Here is a 15,499-nt window from a genome sequence, read left to right on the forward strand (position 1 = left end):
TGAGGCCTTCTTTGAGGCCTCGACCCATTTCATCGTAAGAGGCCAAGTATAATCATACCAGCGGCCACGAGTGTAAGCGCTGATGCGGCAAGGTTAATCATGGCGATCCGTTCTGTGCGTCGCAATGCCCCACCTGCATGAGACAGTAATTTTTCTATATCATTTTGTATGGTTAAAGCTGTTGATCTTGCACTTTCCTCTAGTACGTTTGCCATAGTTTCTTTAGCAGCAGCAAGGGACGCATTCAAAATTCGTTCAGATTTTTCTTTTGCCTCATTTCCCCAGCATAAAGCGATACCCTCTAAATCCTCTTTGTACTGATGGAGCATGAGTTGTTGTGTTTTAGCGTTGTCTTCCATCAGTTTGGCATTCATGGTCTGCAATATAAGAATTGGATCGTTTCGTCCAAGGACAACCCCATGTTTTATGGCAACCTCGTTAATGAGTGATTCGAATTGATCGGCCATTACATTACTACCGCATTGGTTAGTTGATTAAAAAGTTCGTCTCGCACTATTTTGAGGCGTTGCCTTGTCATTATAGTTCGAGCGGGTGAAGCGATGGCTTCGCTAAAAGTAAGACGTTCTTGAAGCATTTCGGATACATCACGGCCAAAAGTCTCTTCTTTAAGTGCCGGTATATGAATTATTGCGGAAATCTTTTCTTTGTTTTCTTTGTAGGTTTTCATTTGTTCGAAGTCTTTACCTTCGTGTTGCACTGGTCCCCAGTAAGAGTTTAGCCAAACTACAAATAAAGCATTTTCTGGGAACTGGCTGGCAAGTTGTGAAAAACCATTCACAGTGTCTTGCATGGCTTGCCCACCCGTAATGACGGTATGAACTACCAGCTCATGCCCCATTTCAGCCAACAGTGAAGGGATGTTGCTGCTGATTAAATAATGTGACAGTGGTACGAAGGAGCTTGCTCCATTGTCAATAATGACGTCATGGGTTGTTGGCGCAATCAGTTCAATGAGGTCATCAAAGTGACGAGAGTTAATTTCATCCCCATCCATTATTTGCAGTCGGGTAACATTCAGTGCTTTATAGCCCGAAAAAGTGGTGTTAACCGGATCGGTATCGATACAAAGAGGCTCTTCCCCCTCGTTTTTCATATACTGTGCCAGTGTTGATGCTACGAAGGATTTTCCGACCCCTCCTTTTCCTTGCAAGACCATATTAATTTTAGCCATTAAAATAATTCCTCTGCATTGGGTACTGGATTAAAGGTAAAGCCTGACAGTGTTCCTGGTTTCGTTGTTTTTTTTGTGTGGTCGTCTGGTAATTTGGATTTATTGTCCTTTGATGTTTGGGTTGAATCGGGTTCAACTTGAGGGGTTGGTTGATTTGCTTGTGGCCGACGAATTTGGCGATTCACATAATTCAAAAAGGTGTCATAACCAAATTCAATTCGCTTTAACTCATGCATGTTTTCCCACACGGTTTTAACTGGATATCCCGCATCAAGCGCTTCTTTTATATCAGCTCGAACAGCTAAGAAGGCCACCAAATTCTTATTGCGAGGTGTTGATTTTTTTTCCTTGACCCACTTGGCCAGCTGGTCTGTATAGGATGTTCCCATATCAATTAGTTACCTGTTATAAAATCAATTAAATGTCAATTTCATGTCAACTAACATCGGTTCAAATTCGATTATAAACCTATAAACCTCTTTTTTAATATGACTTACGCTAAAATAATTTTTTCCTATAAAAAAAAAGGATAAATCGAATGCACCGTGGTATTATTTCTTGGCGTAATGGATTTAAAAAACAGGGCAAGATAGGTGAAGATGGCCACCCAGCGAGCTGGGTATCCACTTCACATCCTTCCTTATTCGCACCTTCGGTGCTCAACGGAAATCTTGCTCTTGCGAGGCTAACGGCTGCCGCCGTTTTAATGTCAGGACAACGCTTGAAAAAAGGTATTACGATGAACAACAGCGAAACAAGACTCAGCAGAAAACACGCCCGACGGCTTCGAATTCCCGTACTTCCAGAGGAAGAGCAAATAATCAAAGAAAACGCGGCACATGCGGGATTGGCCACCGCTGTATATCTTCGTCGTTTGGCTCTAGGTTATGAAATAAAGAGTTCCATCGACCAACAGCACATCATCGAACTTTCTAAAATAAATGCTGATTTAGGTCGCTTGGGTGGTCTGCTCAAGTTGTGGCTTACCAATGATGAGCGGCTAGCTCATATTGAGCCCAAAACAATAACCGTCGTATTAGAGCGTATCAAAGCAACCCAGGCAGCCATGCTTGAAGTAGTGAACAAGCTATGAACTTCTTTATAGCCCAAAGTGCGGTAGGGAGTTAAGACATGATTGTCAGACACATTCCAATGAAAGTTATTAGGAAAAGTAACTTTGCAGGACTCATCCAGTATATGACTAATGAGCATGGCAAACAGGAACGTGTTGGCGAAATTCGCATTACAAATTGCCAGAGCAATGAGATTGAATGGGCAATCCATGAAGTACAGGCAACGCAAGAACTTAATCAGCGTGCAAAAGGTGATAAAACCTATCATCTTTTAATTTCCTTTCCTGCAGGAGAAATTCCATCAGCTGACGTATTAAAGGATATTGAACAGAGGGTTTGTTCTTCCGTGGGTTTAGGGGAGCATCAACGAATTAGTGTGGTGCATTATGATACCGATAATTTTCATATTCATGTGGGCATCAATAAAATCCATCCCACGCGTTATACCCTGCATGAGCCATATCTTGCCTATAAAAAATTGGGTGAGATTGCCACACTGCTTGAAATCGAACATGGTCTGCAACGGGTGAATCATATTCCTCATAAGGTGGGTTCTGAGAATCGAGCGGATGATATGGAGCATCATGCGGGTATCGGGAGTCTTTTAAACTGGATTAAATCTGAGTGCATGGAGCAACTTAAGGCTGCTAATAATTGGTCCCAGTTTCATCATGTATTGGCGCAACACGGTCTTGAACTACGCGTGCGTGGTAGTGGTTTAGTGATTGTGGATGGTTTAGGAATTGGTGTTAAGGCAAGCTCAGTATCACGTGATTTTTCTAAAGTGAAGCTTGAAAAAGTATTTGGGTCTTTTGAAAAAAATACATCGACTCATCCAGACTTCATACCTCCCATAGCCAAAAAAGCAAGGGTTGCAAAAGTGGGACATAATCCACCACCGCGTAGTCAAAATCGTTTGTATAGGCTAGATCAGCTTGAAACTCTTTCTATTGAGCAAGGTATTCATTATTCACTCAAACCTGTTCACATGAAAATAAATACCTCGATTCTTTACGCCAGGTATCAAGAGGAACAGAACCACGCCAAATTTAATTGTGCCTCTGAGCTTTCTCGTGCTCGCACACGGAAAAAACAACTGATCGAATCAGCGAAGCGAGGCGGTCGGTTAAAGCGTGCGGCAATTAAATTATTGCGTGGAACTCCTGTTACCAAGAAAGCTCTTTATGCTCTGACCAGTCAAGCAGTTCAATCCAATATTGAAGAAGCAAGAAAGAAGTATGCGAAAGAGCGTGAATCCATTTATCTTAAATATCAGCGCAGCACCTGGGCTGATTGGTTGAAATTAAAAGCCCTAGAAGGCGATGCCGATGCGCTTAATGCACTGCGTTCTCGTGAAGTACGCCAAAATCTTAAAGGGAATGTTGTTACGGGGCAAGGAATGCAAAGTGGTGAGCCTAACCTTAAGATAAAAAACGATAATATTACTAAAACAGGAACCGTCATTTATCGCGTGGGAACTTCTGCGATTAGGGATGACGGAGAGCTGATTAATATGTCACGTGGTTCTTCCGAAGAAGGAATTGCGACCGCCTTGCACATGGCCATGAATCGTTATGGTGAATGCATTACTGTCAAAGGAAGTGATGTGTTTAAAGAGCAGGTCGTCAATGTTGCAGCACAGTTAAAATTAAACCTTAGGTTTGATAACGAACAACTTGAGTTACAACGTCAACAGTTAATAAAAAACCCAAAACCAAAGGAAAATAATCATGAATCAAGAAGACAATCTGATCTTAACGGCAGAGGAACAAATCGAGGCAGTAATGAGAACGTTGGATCAATCAGAGTCATCAACCCTGACAGCAGAAGAACCAGAAGAAAATCAAGTTCTGGCGGGACACCCAAGCCCTACCTTGGGCGCATTGGACAGCAACCGCCGCCCGAAAGTAAAAACCGTTTGCGAGACTTGTCCCAACTCGGTATGGTTCAGTTCTCCACTCGATGTGAAGTGTTATTGCCGAGTCATGTACCTGGTCACCTGGAGCACCAAAGAACCCAATCAGATGACGGGCTGCGACGGAATGTATCTAGGCCAGGAGCAGTAAATTTTATTTCGGATGCTGCAGACAAATACATTGCTGAGCGTGAATTAAAGCGTCAAAAAATAGCCGACATTCCTAAGCATAGACGGTATAATAAAAATGATGAGGGGCTTATGCAGTTTGCAGGGATTCGTCAAATCGATGGTGAACTGTTGGCTCTTTTAAAGCGAGATAATGTCATTGTGGTATTGCCCATTGATTCGGACACGGCTCATCGAATGAAGAGGTTGTCTGTTGGTGAGATGGTCAAGTTAACCGCAAGAGGCACCATTGCATCAAGAGGGCGCAACAGATAATGTAGGTTAATCTGTGAAAATTATAATAGGGATTGAATTTTATGAATAAAAAACAACCTTTCAAATCGATTTTTTCTCCAATGGTGGGTGTGTTTCTTACAATACTTCTGTTTGGAATAGAACAGAAATTCCCACTATATAAGATGATTGAGAACAGCCCCAAAGGCGCCTCATGGATTGATTTGGCTTGGATGTATTGGGTGTATTTTGCTTTATATAACGGGTATTTCTTCTTGAAGAAGATAATATTCAGCTTTTCAGAAAAAAACCACGAATCCATTTGATTGAATTAATCATTTATTTTGGCCTAAAGAGTGCAATTTAAATCCATTTCTTCTTTCAACCGCAAGGGGCTCTATTATAGAACCCCCTGTTATTAGTAACTTACTAAATGTTCTTATTTAAGCCGCACTTTGAATGTCAACTAATAAATCTAAGCCTTCTCGATTAAGCATGTCTTGCAAGCACAAACGCACAAACTGTTTGCTTGAATATCCTAGTTTATCAGCAAATTCAGCAGCAGCTTTAGGACTTACGTAGCGGCGATTATGCTCGATGTCACATAAATAATGACGAGAAACCCCTAGTTGTTTGGCAAAAGCGGCTTGCGTCATTTCTTCACCCTGACGAATTGCCAATAAATGATCTCCAAGAGTCGGTTTTTTGCCTATTAGGGACTCCAGATAAGCAAGTGCTTCTTTGCTTTCGTTAGTAATCATGTTTATTTACCTCCATCACTTCAACAAGTTCCATTTGCCCATTAGTCTTTAATTCATAAATAGCCCGATAAGCCTTATTTAATCGAATAGAACGCTGTCCCTTTCTTTTACCCTGTAATGGCTCATCGTGGTAGCCAGAAATTTTTCTAACTTCTAATAACCCATCATGAGATACTGATTCAACCCATTGATACAACTTAATGGCAATATACTGAGGTACTTTTTTTAAGTCCTTTTTTGCCTGTTCACTAATGGTGACTTTACAAGTATTCATTGCAATCATCTTATTTTTCTATAATTGTACCCTAATTTAGGTAACAAATCAAATTTGAGTTAACTGATTTGTCCACAAGGACTGTCTTTACCCACAAATACCCTATAAATGAACTAATCCTAAGCTTAGGTTCACACCAAGTAGTGATTCGACAACTACATAAAAAGAGTCGTGATTAGCAAAAATAGACAAAAGTATGGCATTGTCCAAAAACTCAATAGCGGAAGACGCACGAGGATGAAAATTGAATTTTCATGTGACTCGATAATCCTCCAAAGGATTCTTGCAAGGAACCCTTTGGATAATATGATTTTATAAGGTCAACGTGCTGTGTTGATGCCTGGTCATTTTGATTTCTTTCTGCTCTATAATAGACGTTTCATTTTTTTGAATTATTTTATCGACAATAGGTTTAATCTGGCGTTTTACTCCCTCAGAGCCCAATACACTTTTGGATGCCAAATCGTTAAAGTCGCTAAATGACTTTGGATCTCCTGCCTGTTCACCAGGTGCAAAAATTGGAAACAAGGCAATGCCATTAACGGCCTTTGCAGCGTCAAGCGCTTTGCTTCTTCCTGGATTAATTCCTTGATTTATTTCAAGATGCTTATCATCATCCCCCATAATAATAATGGGTTTATCAGGAAATTGTTCTTGCAAAGCCCGCGCTACTGGCTCTAAGTTTCCTGCATCAAAGGCCGAAATTGTAGCAAACCCAAGTTCTTGAGAGATGCTTGCAGCAGTAGCAAACCCTTCTGCGATTACAAGGGCAGGAGCTTCGGCTAATGCGTTAAGCCCGCCCAAAGCATGAAAGCATCCTTCCTTGCGAGAGTTTTTAGCAAATCGTTTGGTCCCATCTTCTTTAATGTATTGCATAGTCCATAGTTTGCCACTTGCATCGGTTGCAGGAATATAAGTCGTTTGTCCGTTAACATCTGTGAATATTTCAGAATGGGGTTCGATTTTTTTGGTCTGTAAATAAGGCGTTGGGGTTGTTATGAGTACTAAATCGGATAATTGTTTGCTTACTCGTTTGGCCGCTTCTTCCTGGTCTTGCCTTTGTTCCTCAGCCCGTTCTTTAATTTTTGTGGCTGCAAGTGCGTGCAATGTGGCTCGCTCTTCATCAGTTAATGAGTAGCCCTTACTTTTCCATTTTGTCTCAATACCCGTGCGGTTATTTTTAACATAACCCGCAGGATGACCATCAAGATGCCCCACATAAAACCCTGACTTTTCACCTTTTTTATCCCCTTCAACGCTGATTCGATGTTTTTTTCCATCCATAATAGGATGTTCGCCTGTAACAATACTGCCGATACTTTTCAATATATCGGAAAATTCCTGCTCAGGTGTTAAGGCAGGCTGTTGCCGTTCTAGGTTCGTGTTTAAAATCCAGGGTTTTAAAGGTTCTAAATTGGTGCCAATGTGTGCAAACCAGCATTTTGCGGCCTTATCCCACTCTACTGCCTTTTTACCGTCCTCAAGCCTTCCTGCAATATGTTTGACCGCTTCTCTTTGCTCGTATGGTACAGCAAGCCATGTTTTTTCAGTGGCGATTTGTGATGGCTCGATATCTTGAGCTTTAGAGCCAGTATCAAGCTGTGGGCTGATAATCCAAGGTTTTAAGAGTTCTAAATTAGCACCAGGGTGAGCAAACCAGCGAGAGTGTTCTTTATCCCATGCAATGGCTTTTTTGCCATCGGGAAGAACACCCGCTAGTTCTTTAGCTACTTCTTTTTGTTTAAAGGGAATATCGAGCCATAGTTTTTCAATCTCTGCAGACTTATTGGTGACTGGAGTTTGGTTGGTTGGGGCTTGGGTTTGGAGTTGACTTTGAGCTTTATTGAGCGTGGCAATCTCGTCGTCTAAGGTGGGTGGATTTTCATTTAAATGATTATCATGATTTACAGGTTCTACTTCATTTGCCAATGTCATTTTGTTTTCCAGCTCGTTTGGCAAAGGGTGATTGGTATTTTGTACTTGTTCTTGTTTTAGTTCGAAAGATAGAATGAATTGTTGCATTTTTTCAGCCTCTGCAGCAGCACGAAACAGTTCCAATGGATCGTCATGTAATACTTTAATCCAAGACTCGATATAAGTTGCATGTTGATCTGGATCGTGACCAATCCCCAATTCATCCCCTAAAATCATGCTGGTAATTTCAGCCCGCAATTCTTCTTTGGCATAGCCATCACTTCCAAAAGGATGAATCAAATCCCTGTCCATTCGTGTTGAATGCCCAGTCCAATGGCCGAGTTCATGCAAAGCAACCGCATAATAATTATCTGCGCTTAAGAATTGGCTTTTGTCAGGCAGATGGATGGTATCCGTGGAGGGTCTATAAAACGCGCGGTTGTTCTCACCATGTAAAATAGCAGCTCCAGATGAACTTAGAATCTGTTCAGCCCGGTCGATGGAATTCCAGGCGATTCCTTTTGAGTGCGTGGAGGTAATCCATCAATTTGTTCTGCATTAAATACGGTGGCATAAAACACTCGTGGCCGCTCAAGGCGAATTTCAATTTTAACGGGCTTACCATGAGGATCCAGTACTGGTTTACCTTGCTCATCCTTTTTGATCTGTTCTTCGGTAAATTTCCAATATTGAATAGCAGAACCTTTTTCGCCTTTTCGCACTTGCGCTTGAGCCTCTTCTGCTTGTTTGTAGGTCATCCAACGCGGATCGCGATAATCCTGGGCCATTAGTGCAATAGCATTTATTCCTTTATAACGTTTTCCGGTGATTGGGTTCATCGGTATAAACGCATTGGGAGCACCTGGTTCCCATGGTCTTTGCCATGGAGCTGTTCCTTGCTTTAACTGCTGAATTAATCGTTCAGCGATCACTTCATGAAACGGTTTTTTTATTCATTATTGATCCTTTCCGATAATGTTTATGTCTTTTAGTACCTGCATTGATGTTATCCATTTCATCAAAACAGCTGTCTTTGGCATCCGCTTCAGTTAATGCGTCCTCAATGAAGGCGCCAGATTTCATCGCTTCATCAGGATCAAATTCCACTTGCAGCCCTGGGGTGAGTGCATCAAGCAGTTTTTCAGACAACACTTGAGTTTCATTGGCTTTCACGTTTAAATGACGGTCATTTGGTGTTTGGGTTTTCGGGTTCATGAGTTAACTCCTTTGATTAGTGATTTGCCGCTAGTTTTGAAACGCTCTAATTCATTTTTACGGATTAAATAAGGATTGAAAGTCCAAGTAATATTGCTTGTTGAGTAGGAATATTAGTGATACGCGCCGTTTCGGTTAAAGAATCCACCTGATAGTCGGGATTGCCTCCAAATACCTGTTGATACTCTATATGTAGGGCTAAATTGTCGTTTAATTTATAGCCTATTCCTGCTTGAAGCTCTGGACTGATTTGAGATAAATCATTGACTTCATTTCTATCGACTTGAGCTTGTCGATAGGCCACTCCTCCTTTGAGAAAACCAAATATTCGCTCGTCTTCAAAAGGAGTAATTTGTGCTGTTACCAGAATATCTATCATCGGTTTAACAAGGATGCTGACTGGCTCGCCTCCTAATTCATCCAGGGTTGATTTAGGAATATCCAAACGCATGGTATTGCCATTTTGTATTCCTGCGTCTATTCCAAGAGCAAAAAAACTAGACAGATTGTATTGGGTATTCAAGCTCAATCTTCCCATGACGCTTTGTCCATGCATTGTTATATACAGAATCATAATGAGTGAGGCCCAAGCTACCAGAAAACCCCCAACTTAAGGGCATGTCACAATCTGAACACGCATAGGATGGATGCAGATAAACACACAACAAGGCAAACAACAGATGTATTTTTTTCATTTTTTAATCCTTTTTAGTTTCATTTATTAAAAATGGGATATAGCGCGAACCCGAGCATTCGTGTTGGATTTGTCACTGGCAACCAATTCTCCAGTCGAAAAATTAATGAGCCAGGCTTTGGATGCGTTTGCTTCTGTTGAACTCCAATATAGGTCTGGCGCAAAGGAGGACAGGTTGGCTTCTCGTAAATGGGTGTGCATGAGTTGTAATTCAAAAGCACCTGGCAAATACCATCCGCATAGCACATGCTGTCATTGCAATTGGGGTCTGGCAGGGCGTTATTCCATCACTTAGAACTTGAAAGGATACGGCTTTTAGGGCTGCAAACGTTCCTTTTTGATTATCAATCGTTTGCTCTGCAATAATGACTCGTGTATTGGTTTCTCCAGCGCCTATTCCATCTGCTCGTGCATTGGTTACTTTGTTTCCTGAGGGCCCATTTCGCCATTGCACTCCATCGCTTAGAACATCTCTTTTGCTGGCAATCAATCCGTGTTGGCCTGTTTCATCGACATAAAAAACAATACCGCCGCGATATTCTTCGCCAATATGGTGCTGATTGGATAATTTTGGCAGTGATTACAGCACCTTGAATTTCAATTCCTGGACCTGCCTGATAATGAATGGGTTGTGGAAGCTGGTTGACTTGAGCTTGAAGGGCCGATATTTGGCCCGCCTAATGCAACTATTGCTCGCCAAAGTCCGGTGTGACTGGCATGGGCATTTAGACTGGTTAATAACATTATGGTAAGAATTGATTTGTTCATGATTTCCTCATTAAAATTAAAAGAATGAATGGGGCGAACCTTAGGCTCAGTACTTGATTTATCAAGAGAACTGGATTCACTAGTGATCCAATCTAAGCGAACGATTGGTTGACGCTTGCTTCCGTTGAGGACCAATAAAGATTGGGTGAAAATTTCCAAGCCCTTGTCATAAAGATTGGCTCTTAGAAGATGTAATTCGTTTAATGAGGGCAAATACCAGTTGCCATAACATAATTCATTCTCAGTGCACGCAGAAACCCCATCGGATAGGACAGAAAAAACTTTGAGCGATCAATGCTGCAAAACGCCCATCCTGATCGTCAATGGTTTGTTGACTCACAATTAAGTGGGTGTTGGATAGACCTGCATAAACTCCGTTGCCAAGAGCATTCGTTGTTTTGTCGCCACTTTCTCCATTTTGCCATGACATACCGACACCTTGATTTGCATCGATTTTGGCAACGATTAGCCCGTGTTGTCGGGTTCATCAACCCAAAAACAATCCCCCCTTTGATAGGACTCCCCTACCTCGTGGAGCGTGACCACTGGAATCGCATTGATTTTAGACTCCGTTTTTTGGCTTCCTTAGCCACTTGGATGAGAATCGTATCAACAGCTTCTTTAATTTTGCTGTTCAATATTCTGTGGAAGCAGACTTGATGTGGCAACAGTGCTGTAAGCCAATAAACCAAACCAAATATTTAAAAGAAATAAGTGTTTTTTCATGAAGTGTTCCTCTTGTTTATCTTGATTTTTTAGGGGTATAAGCGGGTTTTCCTTTTGCATCGGGATAGCTCTCTTTGCATTGCGGATAAGCGCTACAGGACCACCAAAATCCTTTTTTCCCCAGGGCGTCGAACAAGTCCTTTGCCACACACTGAAGCAGCTGTATTGATTTGGAAATTGGTCAGCGCGTTTTTAGTTCCTGAGAATGCTATGGCTGTACCATTCGCTTTTTTACCCATTCCGTTACAAATAGGGTTTGCCTTTCAATGAATCCCAAGAGAGGGCTTCATCCTCTTCCATGTCTTTTAAAATACGCTCATTAATGGCAGTTAGAATTGGGCTTTTGACACCTTCGGGAAGTGCATCAATGATGCTTTTTCCTAATGAAGTACTGAGAATAGTTCGCCCTTTTGTTTCCAAAAATCACGACGTTTTAATTCTGAAATAAATGGATGCACGAGTTGCTGATGTGCAATTCCATCACCCTCTTTGAGCATTTTTTTATGTTCTTCTCCTACGATATATCTATGGATGTTTTCCCATCGCTCGTTGCAGGGTCCCTTCAGTGATCGACCTGGTTGGCTTGGTTTTGGCATCGATTCTGGTGGCTTTTAAGCACGTCACAGGCCTCATTTACCCTCATTGCAGGCAGGTTTTTGCTGTTCATTAGTCCCTGCGGTTTCTTCTTCATCTACAACGGCATACACATCTCGCCAGCCGTTATGAATATGGGTTGTTCCAAGAGGTTTTAAAGGTCATACCATTCACTTCAATGTGAACTGTGGTGCTCAGGTATTCGTGCACGGGGTAGAATTGGGCAAGATAGGCGCGGACAATTAATTCAATAAACAAACTCGTTCTTTTTCATTAAGTCTTGCGCCTGTTGCCCAGATGCTGAGTTGGGATAATTCCATAATGCGCCCCTACTTTGCTGTCATCCCATGTGTTTGATTTAATGGACGTATCACACCGTTTCAATAAGCGCAGTCAACTCAGGATTAACCTGTTTTTAGAGCCTCTAAAACCTTTGGTGCATCACCCCGTTGGGATTCGGGTTAAAAACCACAATCGGGTTTAGGGTAGCTTGTGAGTTTGTGCGTCTCATATAAGGATTGGCAGGCATCAAGTACTTCAGAAGCTGTATAGCCCCATTTTTGGGAGGCACTTAGGGTAATATCGGATAGAGAGTAAGCGCGGGGATGGTTTTTTTCTTTGGTTCTTTGGTGTATTGGGTAATTAATCCCGAGTAGCCTGTCACTTGACTAAGGATTTGATTGGCAATATCAGATCAATCAAACGACTTCAGAATCTAAACACTTGCTGATGTTATTCTGCATGAAAGGTCGCTAAAAAGGCATGGTTTTCAACCTGGAACGCAGCCTTGATGGTATGATAGTCCTTTGATTTAAAGGCCTCAATTTTCTCGTCCCTGGCAACAACCAAGGCCAGGGTCGGTGTTTGTACGCGTCCCACCGTCAGTAAAGTATTACACCCGCCACGCTGAGCACTTAAGGTATAAGCACGACTTAAATTCATGCCAATTAACCAATCCGCACGGCTTCGACTGAGTGCAGCCAGACTTAATCCTTTATAGTGTGCATTGTCTTTCATGGACGCGAATCCGCGTTGCAATGAGATGGAATCATGAGCAGACACCCAAAAACGAACTACAGGCTTTTGGTTATTGAAGTATTCTAAGATTTCATCAATCAAGAGCGGCCCTTCCCTGTCGGAGTCTCCAGCATTAACAATGAGCTGTGCCTCTTTGAGCAATTGCCCAATAATTTTAAGTTGTTTTTTTGCCTCATCTTTGGGTTTTATAATCCAGGTTGCTGGGATGATGGGCAGCTCATCAACGCGCCATATTTTTTTATCGGTTTTAGGATGCCTTGGAACGTCATTGGCGGTGTACTCATCAGGCTCAGCACATTCCAGCATGTGGCCAAAACACCAGGTGATTTTATCAGTGCCACATTCAATATAGCCCTCCCCTTTACCCGTTACTCCAAGCTCTTGGGCTAGAGCACTAGCCACGGATGGTTTTTCTGCAATAAATAAACGCATGGTTTGTTCCTTTTTAAGAAGTAGATCCCCAAGTGAGGATGGGCGAAATCACCGCCTTAACCTGAGAACGCTTTATGAGGCCAAAATACCGCGCATCAAAGGACAGATCGTTTTGGTCGGTCATCAGCAGTAATTCAGAATTCTTTAATGGGTATTGGCGAAGAGTCAGTTCGGGCAATGGCCGCCCCTGCTCATCTGTTGGATACGGAACACTATGTTCTACGAACCGATTGTTTACCCAGACACCCCATGGATTGATGGATACGACATCATTGTGCGACGCTAGAACACGTTTCATCATGTAACCAAAGCCACCAGAACAAAAACCAGAATGGATATATCCTCGTTTTAATGCGTTTTGGAAGATGGCTTTTTGTGGTGGACAAAATAGAACGTACTCTCCTTTTTGAATGGGGTGTTTGGTTATCCAATAAAGGCCTAGTGGAATACTTCTGGAGGTATTAAACCGAGCGCCACTGATAGTGAGAAGTCCAGTTAAAAAAATGAAGCTTAAGCTTGCGATGGCCACTATCATGCTTGCTTTTTTTGCCAGTCGTTTCATAAATGAATTTCCTCATTTGTACTAAGACTCTGACGCAAGGTATCGCTTATTGCGGGAGGGGCAAGGGCTGCGCGAGCAGTAAAAACAGGATCTTTAAAGTACAAAGGCTGCTTACCATAAATCATAGGAAATCCGGCCATATAAACCACCATGTCCCCCGCCTGCTCAATCAGACCCATTGAATTTTTTTTAGGTCCAGGAAGGCGTAAACATTCATCGGCAGTTAATAATGGACGTTGTACTTCGGCAATAGTGCGTGATACTTGACTTAACATAAGTCCCGCACGTCGGCCGCTGGTGGTGATTTGCTCTTTAATCACGGTTGTAAGTCCCGTGAGTTTTGATAGATGCTCTGCAGTTTCAAGGCGGTTAGGAGGAAATGCATTTTGAATGTGGCAGTTAGAGGTAATGGTTTCATCAGGACCATAACCCCTCTCACGGCTTTTGAGTTGATTAATGTCCTGGCAAATCAGATAAAATTTAATGCCGTAGCCTGCAACAAAGGCAAGAGACTCTTGCAGAATATCGAGTTTTCCAAGGCTTGGAAATTCATCAATCATGCCTAAGAGTCGGTGTTTGTAGGTTTTTTTGGTACGCACCGTGTGTGATGATTCAGGACGCAGAGTACAGCGCACTAAAAATCGTTGCCAGAATGAGGTTTCAGGAAGGAAGCGCTCAAACTCCATTTTATCTGCCAGTAAACGTACGCTCATATTGATGAGTACGCGAACTAGCGGCTGCAAACGTGCCTTATCGTTTGGTTGGGTGACAATATAAAGGCTTACAGGTTGGTCATGGTTCATTAAGTCTTTGATGCTAAAATCAGATGCGCTAACATTTCGTGCAACAACCGGATCGCGATAAAGCGACAGATAGGATTTTAAGGTGGATAAGACTGAGCCTGCTTCTTCTTCGGGCCGGTCAATCATGTCTCTAGCGGCTGCATGAATGACGGGGTGAGTGACGTTATTTTGATGGGGATATTGCGTCATTTCTTTCAATAAATCTGAAACGCTGAGATGGGTATCCGCCAACATGCGGTCGATGTTTGGGAAATGTGCAGGAATTGCCTCATTTTTTAGTTTGTATAAGGCATGAAGAATGAGACCAACTAATAAGGCTTGAGAGGTTTTTTGCCAATGAGACTCAAGGCCTTTGCCATCAGGATCAACAATCAACGTTGCTAAATTTTGGACATCACCCACTTCATATTCTGTCCCAATTCGAATTTCATCCAGAGGATTCCAGCGGGCAGAACCCTTTAAAGAAGCTGGCTCAAAGCGAATGACTTTATTATTCGCGTGATTTTTTCGCCATCCTGCGGTCATCGCCCAAAGCTCCCCTTTTAAATCGGTAATGAGTGCGCTGTGAGGCCAGGACAGTAAAGTAGGCAAAACTAACCCCAGTCCTTTTCCTGAGCGAGTCGGGGCATAAGTCAAAATGTGTTCAGGTCCATTATGGCGTAAATAGTGGAGCTGGCCGTTTTTATCTTCCCAGGCTCCTACATAAACCCCTTCCTCGGTACCTAAAAGACCTGATTCAATAATGTCTTTTCGATTGGCCCACCGGGCTGAGCCATGCAAATGTGCATTGGTTGTTGATGAGTTTTGCGCCACCCGCTTCAACATGGCACACCCTATTAAGCCAACCGCTGTGAGCATGGCACCCAGACTTCCTGGCGGTGGTAAACGGCCTGGGGATAAAGTACATATCCTTGTTGCCACCAAGGTAACAATTGACCAGGGTAGATAGACATGGTTCCATGAAGCACCTAAAGCGTCTTGATTAATCAAAAAGATAAGCAAGGTATTGAGTGGCAGCTTGAAGGCCAGCCGCAAGGGAGGCGATTGCTAATAAGGGTATTGATTTGCTGTGTCGTGCTTTGGTGATTCCTACCTTCTGGACCACTTTTATACTGGCTGTGTTGTCTCATGAAAAA

Annotated in this window: 16 protein-coding genes and 2 pseudogenes; 3 read left to right on the plus strand and 15 right to left on the minus strand. The window is 42.5% G+C overall.

Annotation, left to right across the window (positions count from 1 at the left end):
• Positions 1 to 29 precede the first annotated feature (29 nt).
• Genes FOLKNPGA_RS17975 through FOLKNPGA_RS17985 form a run of 3 tightly spaced genes read right to left on the minus strand, consistent with a single transcriptional unit; the run spans position 30 to position 1,581 of the window.
• On the minus strand, positions 30 to 467 hold the full coding sequence (locus FOLKNPGA_RS17975) for a conjugal transfer protein TraM (protein WP_133137703.1): 438 nt from the start codon (positions 465 to 467) through the stop codon (positions 30 to 32).
• On the minus strand, positions 467 to 1,192 hold the full coding sequence (locus tag FOLKNPGA_RS17980; RefSeq protein WP_058475077.1) for an ArsA-related P-loop ATPase: 726 nt from the start codon (positions 1,190 to 1,192) through the stop codon (positions 467 to 469). The genes FOLKNPGA_RS17975 and FOLKNPGA_RS17980 overlap by 1 nt, the downstream gene beginning before the upstream one ends.
• A complete protein-coding gene (locus FOLKNPGA_RS17985) occupies positions 1,192 to 1,581 on the minus strand; it encodes a TraK family protein (RefSeq protein WP_182352928.1) in 390 nt (129 codons plus the stop codon). Before FOLKNPGA_RS17985 ends, FOLKNPGA_RS17980 begins: the two co-directional genes overlap by 1 nt.
• 350 nt (positions 1,582 to 1,931) lie before the next feature.
• Between FOLKNPGA_RS17985 and traJ the strand changes: the two genes are divergently transcribed.
• Genes traJ through FOLKNPGA_RS18000 form a run of 3 tightly spaced genes read left to right on the plus strand, consistent with a single transcriptional unit; the run spans position 1,932 to position 4,908 of the window.
• The gene (gene traJ, locus FOLKNPGA_RS17990) at positions 1,932 to 2,285 is read left to right on the plus strand and encodes a conjugal transfer transcriptional regulator TraJ (RefSeq protein WP_182352941.1); all 354 of its coding nucleotides are present in this window, start codon (positions 1,932 to 1,934) and stop codon (positions 2,283 to 2,285) included.
• Positions 2,286 to 2,323: 38 nt separating this feature from the next.
• Complete coding sequence (gene traI / locus FOLKNPGA_RS17995) at positions 2,324 to 4,624, plus strand: TraI/MobA(P) family conjugative relaxase (protein WP_182352929.1); 2,301 nt, start codon at positions 2,324 to 2,326, stop codon at positions 4,622 to 4,624.
• A gap of 41 nt (positions 4,625 to 4,665) precedes the next feature.
• Positions 4,666 to 4,908: a hypothetical protein gene (locus FOLKNPGA_RS18000; RefSeq protein ID WP_182352930.1), complete on the plus strand. Its 243-nt coding sequence runs from the start codon at positions 4,666 to 4,668 to the stop codon at positions 4,906 to 4,908.
• 117 nt (positions 4,909 to 5,025) lie between these two features.
• On the opposite strand, the gene FOLKNPGA_RS18005 is transcribed toward FOLKNPGA_RS18000, so the two are convergent.
• The 12 genes and pseudogenes from FOLKNPGA_RS18005 to FOLKNPGA_RS18060 all read right to left on the minus strand — a co-directional run bounded on the left by FOLKNPGA_RS18005 (position 5,026) and on the right by FOLKNPGA_RS18060 (position 15,353).
• The gene (locus FOLKNPGA_RS18005) at positions 5,026 to 5,343 is read right to left on the minus strand and encodes a helix-turn-helix transcriptional regulator (RefSeq protein ID WP_058475073.1); all 318 of its coding nucleotides are present in this window, start codon (positions 5,341 to 5,343) and stop codon (positions 5,026 to 5,028) included.
• A complete protein-coding gene (locus FOLKNPGA_RS18010) occupies positions 5,333 to 5,617 on the minus strand; it encodes a type II toxin-antitoxin system RelE/ParE family toxin (protein ID WP_120047457.1) in 285 nt (94 codons plus the stop codon). Before FOLKNPGA_RS18010 ends, FOLKNPGA_RS18005 begins: the two co-directional genes overlap by 11 nt.
• Positions 5,618 to 5,929: 312 nt before the next feature.
• A pseudogene (locus tag FOLKNPGA_RS18015) lies at positions 5,930 to 8,481 on the minus strand (zincin-like metallopeptidase domain-containing protein); the annotation flags it as partial.
• Positions 8,465 to 8,746 (minus strand): protein TraD, encoded by a 282-nt coding sequence (locus FOLKNPGA_RS18020; RefSeq protein WP_182352931.1) that lies wholly within the window; start codon positions 8,744 to 8,746, stop codon positions 8,465 to 8,467. The gene FOLKNPGA_RS18020 and the pseudogene FOLKNPGA_RS18015, both read right to left, overlap by 17 nt.
• 64 nt (positions 8,747 to 8,810) lie before the next feature.
• Complete coding sequence (locus FOLKNPGA_RS18025) at positions 8,811 to 9,284, minus strand: hypothetical protein (RefSeq protein ID WP_182352932.1); 474 nt, start codon at positions 9,282 to 9,284, stop codon at positions 8,811 to 8,813.
• Complete coding sequence (locus tag FOLKNPGA_RS18030) at positions 9,244 to 9,441, minus strand: hypothetical protein (protein WP_182352933.1); 198 nt, start codon at positions 9,439 to 9,441, stop codon at positions 9,244 to 9,246. The genes FOLKNPGA_RS18025 and FOLKNPGA_RS18030 overlap by 41 nt, the downstream gene beginning before the upstream one ends.
• Positions 9,442 to 9,651: 210 nt before the next feature.
• A complete protein-coding gene (locus tag FOLKNPGA_RS18035) occupies positions 9,652 to 9,894 on the minus strand; it encodes a hypothetical protein (RefSeq protein WP_182352934.1) in 243 nt (80 codons plus the stop codon).
• Between the two features lie 143 nt (positions 9,895 to 10,037).
• Positions 10,038 to 10,421: a hypothetical protein gene (locus FOLKNPGA_RS18040; RefSeq protein ID WP_182352935.1), complete on the minus strand. Its 384-nt coding sequence runs from the start codon at positions 10,419 to 10,421 to the stop codon at positions 10,038 to 10,040.
• Between the two features lie 28 nt (positions 10,422 to 10,449).
• Positions 10,450 to 10,638 (minus strand): hypothetical protein, encoded by a 189-nt coding sequence (locus FOLKNPGA_RS18045; RefSeq protein ID WP_182352936.1) that lies wholly within the window; start codon positions 10,636 to 10,638, stop codon positions 10,450 to 10,452.
• Positions 10,639 to 10,950: 312 nt separating this feature from the next.
• Positions 10,951 to 12,998 (minus strand): annotated as a pseudogene (locus FOLKNPGA_RS18050) (DNA topoisomerase 3).
• 13 nt (positions 12,999 to 13,011) lie between these two features.
• On the minus strand, positions 13,012 to 13,560 hold the full coding sequence (gene traF, locus FOLKNPGA_RS18055; RefSeq protein ID WP_182352937.1) for a conjugative transfer signal peptidase TraF: 549 nt from the start codon (positions 13,558 to 13,560) through the stop codon (positions 13,012 to 13,014).
• The gene (locus tag FOLKNPGA_RS18060) at positions 13,557 to 15,353 is read right to left on the minus strand and encodes a type IV secretory system conjugative DNA transfer family protein (protein ID WP_370529216.1); all 1,797 of its coding nucleotides are present in this window, start codon (positions 15,351 to 15,353) and stop codon (positions 13,557 to 13,559) included. The genes traF and FOLKNPGA_RS18060 overlap by 4 nt, the downstream gene beginning before the upstream one ends.
• Positions 15,354 to 15,499 lie beyond the last annotated feature (146 nt).

The organism is Legionella sp. PC1000, from assembly GCF_014109805.1.
Classification (GTDB): Bacteria; Pseudomonadota; Gammaproteobacteria; order Legionellales; family Legionellaceae; genus Legionella; species Legionella resiliens.